Source organism: Cupriavidus sp. SIMBA_020 (assembly GCF_046535395.1).
GTDB lineage: Bacteria > Pseudomonadota > Gammaproteobacteria > Burkholderiales > Burkholderiaceae > Cupriavidus > Cupriavidus campinensis.
In genome coordinates this window covers 1-8,364 of record NZ_JAWRWU010000028.1, presented here as the reverse complement: position 1 = coordinate 8,364, position 8,364 = coordinate 1, and the positions used below count along the sequence as shown (strand labels likewise).

The 8,364-nt window shown below is 64.2% G+C and carries 7 protein-coding genes and 4 tRNA genes; 4 read left to right on the top strand and 7 right to left on the bottom strand.

Going from position 1 to position 8,364, the window contains the following annotated elements; genetic code table 11:
* Positions 1 to 145: 145 nt before the first annotated feature.
* Positions 146 to 475: a hypothetical protein gene (locus SB751_RS27910; RefSeq protein WP_144203662.1), complete on the bottom strand. Its 330-nt coding sequence runs from the start codon at positions 473 to 475 to the stop codon at positions 146 to 148.
* 178 nt (positions 476 to 653) lie between these two features.
* Here SB751_RS27910 and SB751_RS27905 point away from each other — a divergent pair.
* A tRNA-Leu gene (locus SB751_RS27905) sits at positions 654 to 740 on the top strand.
* A gap of 38 nt (positions 741 to 778) precedes the next feature.
* Here SB751_RS27905 and SB751_RS27900 read toward each other — a convergent pair.
* Positions 779 to 1,861, bottom strand: a complete 1,083-nt coding sequence (locus SB751_RS27900; protein WP_144203660.1) for a YeiH family protein — start codon at positions 1,859 to 1,861, stop codon at positions 779 to 781.
* 96 nt (positions 1,862 to 1,957) lie between these two features.
* Here SB751_RS27900 and SB751_RS27895 point away from each other — a divergent pair, with 96 nt between their 5' ends.
* Positions 1,958 to 2,875 carry a LysR family transcriptional regulator gene (locus tag SB751_RS27895; RefSeq protein ID WP_144203658.1) on the top strand — a complete coding sequence of 306 codons (918 nt, stop codon included), beginning with the start codon at positions 1,958 to 1,960 and terminating at the stop codon, positions 2,873 to 2,875.
* Between the two features lie 84 nt (positions 2,876 to 2,959).
* Here SB751_RS27895 and SB751_RS27890 read toward each other — a convergent pair.
* The 5 genes from SB751_RS27890 to uvrC form a co-directional block, all read right to left on the bottom strand.
* A tRNA-Cys gene (locus tag SB751_RS27890) sits at positions 2,960 to 3,033 on the bottom strand.
* Between the two features lie 68 nt (positions 3,034 to 3,101).
* A tRNA-Gly gene (locus SB751_RS27885) sits at positions 3,102 to 3,177 on the bottom strand.
* Between the two features lie 60 nt (positions 3,178 to 3,237).
* A tRNA-Gly gene (locus SB751_RS27880) sits at positions 3,238 to 3,313 on the bottom strand.
* 188 nt (positions 3,314 to 3,501) lie between these two features.
* Positions 3,502 to 4,101 carry a CDP-diacylglycerol--glycerol-3-phosphate 3-phosphatidyltransferase gene (gene pgsA, locus SB751_RS27875; RefSeq protein WP_144203656.1) on the bottom strand — a complete coding sequence of 200 codons (600 nt, stop codon included), beginning with the start codon at positions 4,099 to 4,101 and terminating at the stop codon, positions 3,502 to 3,504.
* A 132-nt stretch (positions 4,102 to 4,233) separates the two neighbouring features.
* Complete coding sequence (gene uvrC, locus SB751_RS27870; RefSeq protein ID WP_144203654.1) at positions 4,234 to 6,282, bottom strand: excinuclease ABC subunit UvrC; 2,049 nt, start codon at positions 6,280 to 6,282, stop codon at positions 4,234 to 4,236.
* Between the two features lie 108 nt (positions 6,283 to 6,390).
* On the opposite strand from uvrC, the gene earP reads away from it, so the two are divergent.
* Together earP and efp are read left to right on the top strand one after the other, a co-directional pair.
* Positions 6,391 to 7,560, top strand: coding sequence for an elongation factor P maturation arginine rhamnosyltransferase EarP (earP, locus tag SB751_RS27865; protein WP_144203652.1), 1,170 nt, complete (start codon positions 6,391 to 6,393; stop codon positions 7,558 to 7,560).
* A 131-nt stretch (positions 7,561 to 7,691) separates the two neighbouring features.
* Positions 7,692 to 8,252, top strand: a complete 561-nt coding sequence (efp, locus tag SB751_RS27860) for an elongation factor P (protein ID WP_144203650.1) — start codon at positions 7,692 to 7,694, stop codon at positions 8,250 to 8,252.
* The last annotated feature ends 112 nt before the right edge of the window (positions 8,253 to 8,364 follow it).

The following is an 8,364-nucleotide window of genomic DNA, read 5'->3' as shown; positions in this document are numbered from 1 at the left end:
TTGAACCGCTCATCGTACTTCGCCATGAAAAACACCCCAAAGGTTGGATGGGTGTCCAACTTTTGGGGTGCAGTTCACGAGGGTGGCTTTTTCCGACGATCGCCTTTCAACGTCGTCATAAACGATTGCCGCCGCGATAAACGTCTTAGTCGCGCCAGCGGCCATGGCCTCGACCGTGACCGTGGCCATGGTAATGGCCGCCGCGATATCCCGGCGGGCCGTAGTAGTAGCGCGGACCCGGGTAGTAGCGGGGACCATAGTAGACCGGCGCCGGGCGCACCACGACGGGCGGCGGGCCGTAGTAAACCGGAGCCGGCGGCGCGTAGTACACCGGCGGGGGCGGTGCATAGTAGGCGGGTCCACCCACCACCACACCCGGAATGCCAATCGCCACGTCCACGTTCACGCGTGCCATTGCAGCGCCAGACGCCAGCGCGGCGGCCACACCGAATGCTGCGAACAACCAACGTTTCATGATCGTGCCTCTTTGAGTTTGGTCAAGCTGATACCCCGTATTGTAGGGGTTCGCGATTTTCGAGGTGAAACGGCGGGTTCTACATTGTTACCGGCGGTAACAGGGACGTCACATGGCGAAGTGCCCCGTGTTGGCTTGCTTCCTGGGGACGAAGCCACCACAATACCGGGCTTGCCGTGCGGCCGTGGAGAAATTGGTAGACTCAGCAGACTTAAAATCTGCCGCTCATACGGGCTTACGGGTTCGAGTCCCGTCGGCCGCACCAGCGCGCTTCAAGTCGCGCTACATCGCCCCGCGCAGCGCTCAGACGAGCCACGCGCACAGCAGCGCGCCGACCACCATCAGGAACACAAACAACACTGCGGCGAGCGCTAGCGGCTTGCGTCCTGCACGTAGCAGATCGCCGATTCGGGTATGGAGTCCGATGGCCAGCATCGCGCAAGCCAGCAGCCAGTTGTCGAGGGCGACCAGACCCGGCTTCCACTCACCCGGCACCATGCCTGCCGAATTCAGCGCCATCACCGCGACGAAACCCAGCGCAAACCACGGCACGGACTTCAGCAGCCCACGCCAGTTGCGACGACCACCGGCCGCTTCGCCACCGCTTGCACGCGGCCAGAGCGCCATGATCAGCAGCAACGGACCCAGCGCCAGCACGCGGACCATCTTGGCCACCACGGCGGCATCGGCGGTGGCATCGCTCACCATCTTGCCGGAGGCGATGACCTGCGCCACTTCATGCAGCGTGGCACCCGTAAAAATACCAAACGCGCGCTCCGTCACGGGGAGGTGCCAGTGCTGCGTCGCCAGTTCGTAGAGCCACGGATAGAGCAGCATGCCGACCGTGCCGAACAGCACCACCGTGGCCACGGCCACGGCCGTCTGCTTGTCATCGGTACGCACCACGGACGAGACCGCGATGGCCGCCGCCGCACCGCATACGGCACTGCCTGCGCTCACCAGGATGGCCTCGCGCCGGCTCAGGCCGAAAAACGACGACCCCACCCATGTGCCAAAGAGAAGCGTGGCCACCAGCATCACGAGCGGCACCACGACACCGCCAAGGCCCAGTGCGGCGATGGCCCCGAACGTCAGCCGCAGACCATATAGCGCCACGCCAAGCCGCAGCAGATGATGACGCGCGAACTGCATGCCCGGCGCCAGGGGCGTAAGCCAGTGCTTGGGCATCGTATTGGCCGCGACCATGCCGGCACACATGGCCAGCGTCAACGCGGACAGCCCGTATTGCGATACGGCCGGATGGTCGGCCAGCACCAGCGCCAGCCCGGCAATGGCGCCCAGCGGCAGCAGGGTAACGAGACGGATACGCCACAGGGTGAAACCCGTTGGGGCGAGTGCGAGGGGAGTGGCAGGGGTTGTGGACATGGCAATCTTCTAGGGATTGCGTGAAGCGTACCCACGCCGCCTTGACCAGTAAAACGGGTAATATCGTTATGACTTACCGTAATTATCGATAACACCATGGACCAGCGCCCGCTCCGCCTTACCCTGCGCCAGTTGCAGGTCTTCGTGGCCGTGGCCCAGCATGGGAGCACCACGGCCGCCGCTGAGTCGCTCGCGATGTCTCAATCGGCGGTCAGCGCATCGCTGGCAGAACTGGAACGTGCGCTGAACGGCCCATTATTCGACCGCGTGGCGCGCCGCCTGAGCATCAACGAAACCGGGCGGCAATTCTTCCCGCGCGCGCTGTCGCTGCTCGACCAGGCGCACGAACTCGAGCGATTTGCCTCGGAGGGTGGCGTGCAACTGCGCATCGCAGCGAGCAACACCATCGGCAGCTATATTCTCCCTGCCCTGCTGGCCGGCTTTCGCAATGCGCAGACCGGGCCGTGCGAGCTGGACATGCGTATCGGCAATACGCAGGACGTGCTGCAGGCACTCCTCAAGTTCGAGGCCGATATCGGCCTGATCGAAGGTACCTGCCACGAGCGTGACTTACGCAGCATGCACTGGTGCGATGACGAGATGGTGGTGATCGTGGGGCCGACGCATCCGCTGGCGATGGCCGCCGATCAGCCCGAGTTGCTGCACGACATGCTGCGCGATGCCGACTGGATCGTGCGCGAGCCGGGTTCGGGCACACGCGAGATCATCGAATCCCGCCTCGTGCCCGCCTTGGGGACGCTGCGCTTTGCGCTGGAGCTGGGCAACACCGAAGCCATCAAGCGCGCCGTGATGAGCGGATTTGGCGTCAGCTGCCTGTCACTGCATGTCGTCGGCGATGAAATCGCTCGCGGCGCGCTGGTGCCGCTGCGCGCCGGCCTGCCGCGCGTGATCCGGCCGCTGCAGCTTGTCGTGCATCAGGACAAATTTCCGACCCAGGGGCTGCTCGCCTTCACCGAATACCTGCGCGGTGCGGCACCCGCGCTGTGCGCCTGAGCCGCGATGCCGGCGCTAGAGAAACGCCAGAACGCAAAACGGCGCCACAATGGGCGCCGTAGGCTTGAAACGTCTGGTAAAACTTGGAGGCGGAGGTCGGAATCGAACCGGCGTACACGGCTTTGCAGGCCGCTGCATAACCACTCTGCCACCCCGCCAGGTGACGATGCAGGATTGTACGACAATCCTGCCAAACAAAAAGGGAAGCCACGCTTCCCTTTGGGATTGGAGCGGGAGACGAGTCTCGAACTCGCGACCTCAACCTTGGCAAGGTTGCGCTCTACCAACTGAGCTACTCCCGCGTACAACTTTCTGCTACTGACTGCCAGCCCGACGATGATGCCGTCGAACCTTACTTAACCTGGAGCGGGAGACGAGTCTCGAACTCGCGACCTCAACCTTGGCAAGGTTGCGCTCTACCAACTGAGCTACTCCCGCAGGGCCCTGCATCTTACAGAAAAGCAGACTATCGCGCAACTTCTTTTAAACACGCAGCTTTGTGCTGGCATTTCGCGCTAAGTACCGCTTGTCTTGCTGCTTTCGTCTTTCGTCGTCAGCAGCGAGAACGAGATTATTGCAAAGACCGAACCGGTGCGTCAAGGACTTTTTTGCGGAAAGCTTCACTTTTACTTCTGCGCACCCGCACCGCCCGTAACGTTGCTGCGCTCGCGGATCTGCGGCCACGCCAGCTTCATGTAATAGAACATCGACCACAGCGTAAGCACGGCCGCCAGGTAGATCATCCAGCCGCCGAGCAGCGAGGCATCGATGCCGAACAGCGAATCGTTGAACAGCAGCAGCGGAATCGCGATCATCTGCACTGTGGTCTTCAGCTTGCCGAGGAAATTCACGGCCACGCTCTTGGACGCGCCGATCTGCGCCATCCACTCCCGCAGCGCGGAAATCGTGATTTCACGTCCGATGATGACCAGCGCGATCAAGTCCGCCACACGGCCCAGCGCCAGCAGGGACAGCAGCGCTGCGGTCACCATGAGCTTGTCGGCCACCGGGTCGAGGAACGCGCCGAACGACGAGGTTTGGTTCCAGCGTCGCGCCAGAAAGCCATCCAGCCAGTCCGTTGCCGCCGCGATGACGAAGAACGCCGCCGCGGTCACGTTCTTGGTATGCATCGGCAACCAGGTTTCGGGCAGGTAATAGACCCCGACCACGAGAGGGATCATGGCCACGCGAAGCCAGGTCAGCAGGATGGGAATATTCAGGGGCATGGGCGGAGCGTTGGAAAAGGAACGGGCCGATCCGGCGATGGTCTGGAAGGCGAATGCCGCGATTGTCGCCGATTTCCAGCCGAACCCGCCAGTTTTGGGCCAAAATGGCTGGCAACCGGCTGGGTGAGCCGGTCAATGCAACTGGCGGTAGATCTCCTCGGCCAAGGTGCGCGAGATGCCTTCCACGCTGGCAAGTTCGTCGATGCTGGCGGCCATGACGCCGCGCAGGCCGCCGAAACGCGTCAGCAGTTTCTGCCGCCGGCGCGCGCCTACGCCCTCGATTTCCTCCAGCCGCGACGTGTTGCGCGCCTTGGCGCGCCGCGCCCGCATGCCGGTAATGGCAAAGCGGTGCGCCTCGTCTCGGATCTGGGCCACCAGCATCAGCGCCGCGCTGCCCTGCCCCAGTTCCAGCGACGGACGGCCATCGGCAAAGACCAGCGTCTCCAGCCCCACCTTGCGGCCTTCGCCCTTCGCCACACCGACCAGCAGGCCGATATCGAGCCCAAGCTCCTCGAACACCTGCCGCGCCACCTCGACCTGCCCCTTGCCGCCGTCGATCAACACCACGCGCGGCATGCGCGGCACCCCATCCGGGGCGCCTTCTCCGCCCAACTCGCCACCATCCTCCTGGATCTGCTCCACCAGCTTCTGGTACCGGCGCGTGAGCACCTGGCGCATGGCCGCGTAGTCGTCCCCGGGCGTGATGTCTTGAATGTTGTAGCGCCGATACTCGCTGTTCTGCATCTCATGATGGTGGAACACCACGCAGGATGCCTGGGTGGCCTCGCCTGCCGTGTGACTGATATCGAAGCATTCGATGCGGAGCATCGCCAGGTCTTCCATGTCCAGGCCGATGGTCTCGGCGAGCGCGCGCGTGCGCGCCTCCTGGCTGCCCTGCTCCGCCAGCCGGCGCGCCAGCGCCAGCGCCGCGCCCTGCGTGGCCATCTCGAGCCAGATCTTGCGCTGGCCCTGCGGCTGACGCACCAGCGCAATCTTGCGGCCGGCCTGCATCGACAGTGCCTCCACCAGCGCAGCGTCCGCCGGCAGATGGCTCACCACGATGATCGGCGGCGGCGCCTGATCGAGATAGTGCTGGACCATGAACGCCGACAGCACGCGGGCCGCGATGCGGTCCACGGACAGCGGACCGGCTTCCGGCGCCACCTGCTCGCCACCTTCGCTCTCTCCCGCATCGTCGCTATCTTCGACGATCATCGCCGCTTCGTCGGCATGCGCGGGGAAATACGCCTTGTCGCCAAGGTGACGGCCGCCGCGCACCATCGCCAGATTCACGCAAGCGCGGCCACCCTGCACCGCCACGGACAGGATGTCGATGTCACGCGCCTGCCCCACCTCCTCCACGGCCTGCCGCTTGAGCACCGTGGAGAGCGCGGCGATCTGGTCGCGCACGGCAGCGGCCTGCTCGAAACGCAGTCGCACCGCGTGCTCCTCCATCTTGACCTGGAGGCCGTCGAGCACCTCGGTTTCGCGGCCCTGGAGGAAGCGCGCGGCGTTATGCACGTCGCGCGCGTAATCTTCCTCGCTGATCGCCTTCACGCACGGCGCCGTGCAGCGATGGATCTGATGCAGCAGGCACGGGCGGGTGCGGTTGTTGAACACCGTATCCTCGCAGGTGCGCAGCTGGAACACCTTCTGCAGGATCTGCATGCTTTCGCGCACCGCGTAGGCGCTCGGAAACGGGCCGAAGTACTGGTGCTTGCGGTCCGTCGCGCCCCGGTAATAGGCCATGCGCGGGAACTTGTGGCCTGTCAGCTTGAGAAATGGATAAGACTTGTCGTCGCGGAACAGGATGTTGTAGCGCGGGGCGAGTGCCTTGATGAGATTGTTCTCAAGCAGCAGCGCCTCGGCCTCGGTCCGGACCACGGTGGTATCGATGCGCGCGATCTTACCCACCATCATCGCGATGCGCGGCGACAACTGGGTCTTGTTGAAGTAGCTCGAGACACGCTTTTTCAGGTCACGCGCCTTACCTACATAAAGCACGTTGCCATCGGCGTCGAAATAGCGGTAGACGCCCGGCAGGCCGGGCAGTCGCGCCAGGATCGGCCGGGGATCGAATGCCGGGATATCGGCGGGGGCCTCGGCCGGGAGATCCACGCGGACCTCGGCGGCTGCATCGTTCGAAGCGTCGTTCGGGGAAACCGGTTCCTGCTCGGGCATCGGGGGACAAGAAAGTTTGGGCGGCAAGGCGCGCAGCGGCTGGCCTCGCTCTAGAATCGCAAGTTTAGAGCAAATCTTCCGCGGACCCTCGCGGAACGGGACGCCGCCATGCCCATTCAATCCTGCGACATCTTCTGCACGGTCGTCGACAACTTCGGCGATATCGGCGTTTGCTGGCGCCTGGCGCGCCAGCTCTCACAGGAGCACGGCCACGCGGTGCGGCTCTGGGTGGACGACCTGGGCAGCTTTGCGCGGCTGGCGCCCGAGATCGACCCGGCGCGCGCCTGCCAGCATCTGGGCGGCGTGGAAGTGCGCCGCTGGGACGCCTCCCCCGGGGCATCATTCGAGCCGCTGCCGCCGCACGACCTCGTCATCGAGGCATTCGCCTGCCACCTGCCGGAGCCTTTCCTGGCCGCGATGGCCGCCGCGCCGCGCCCGCCGGTATGGATCAACCTGGAATACCTGAGCGCCGAGGCGTGGGTCAGCGAGCACCATGCGCTGTCCTCGCCCCATCCGAAGCTGCCGCTGGTGAAGTACTTCTTCTTCCCCGGCTTTGCGCACGGCACGGGCGGGTTGCTGCGGGAGTCGATGCTGGGCGCCCAGCGTGAGGCCTTCCTGTCCAGCCGCGCCGCGCAATCCACCCTCTGGTATCGGCTCGGCACGCAACCCCTGCCGGACGCGCTGCGCGTGAGCCTGTTCGCCTACACCAACCCCGCCCTGCCGGCCCTGCTCGCCCAATGGCGCGACGGCGCCACGCCCGTGCAGTGCCTGGTGCCGCAAGGCCCGGCGGCGCAGCAGGCGGCTGCGTGGTTCGGCGGCCCGGCGGCGCAGGCGGCCCCCGGCACAACGCTGACGCAAGGCAGCCTGACCCTCCAGGTGATTCCGTTCGTACGGCAGGAAAACTACGACGAGCTGCTCTGGGCCTGCGACGTGAACTTCGTGCGCGGCGAGGATTCCTGCGTGCGCGCACACTGGGCGGCGCGGCCCATGGTCTGGCACATCTATCCGCAGGACGACGTGGCGCACCATGTGAAGCTCGACGCCTGGCTCGAGCGCTTCAGCCGCTGCGGCGTGCCGCCGGAGGCCGCCCAGGCCATGACCGCCTTCTGTCATGCCTGGAATGGCTATGGCGCCACCCCGCACGCGCCCGACTGGGCGCAGTTTCACGCACAATTGCCTGCACTCGCCACGGCTATGGATCGCTGGCAGCGGCAGTTGCAGCACTTGGGCGACCTCGCGGCAAATCTGGTGGCTTTTTGCGAAAATCGGGTAAAATAGCGGGTTGATTTTGATGATGGCGAGCTCAAAAAGAGCAACTGCCGGCCGCGCGCCTTCGCCATACCGCATACCGCATACCGCGAATCGGGGTCATGAGCGCCCCGGACACTTTTTTCAGGAAAACAGTTCAGATGAAGATCGCACAGGAACTCCGCGTCGGCAACGTGTTCATGATCGGTTCCGACCCGATGGTCGTGCAAAAGGCCGAGTACAACAAGTCGGGCCGTAACGCCGCCGTCGTCAAGATGAAGTACAAGAACCTGCTGACGGACGCCCCGGGCGAGTCGGTGTTCAAGGCCGACGACAAGTTCGAAGTCGTGATGCTCGATCGCCGCGAATGCACCTATTCGTACTTCGCCGACCCGATGTACGTGTTCATGGACACGGACTACAACCAGTTCGAAGTCGAGAAGGACAGCATGGGTGACGCGCTGAACTACCTCGAAGACGGCATGAACGTGGAAGTGGTGTTCTACAACGAGAAGGCCATCTCCGTGGAAATGCCGACCACGCTGGTCCGCGAGATCATCTACACGGAACCGGCCGTCAAGGGCGACACGTCGTCGGGCAAGGTGCTCAAGGGCGCCAAGATCAACACCGGGTTCGAGCTGCAAGTGCCGCTGTTCTGCAACATCGGTGACAAGATCGAAATCGACACGCGTACCGGCGAATACCGCAGCCGCGCCAACTAAGGCGTCGCCGCGAGTCAGCAAAAAGGGCAGCTTCGGTGAACTGCACCCCAAAAGTTGGACACCCGTTCAACCTTTGGGGTGTTTTTCATGGCGAAGTACAACGAGGCGTTCA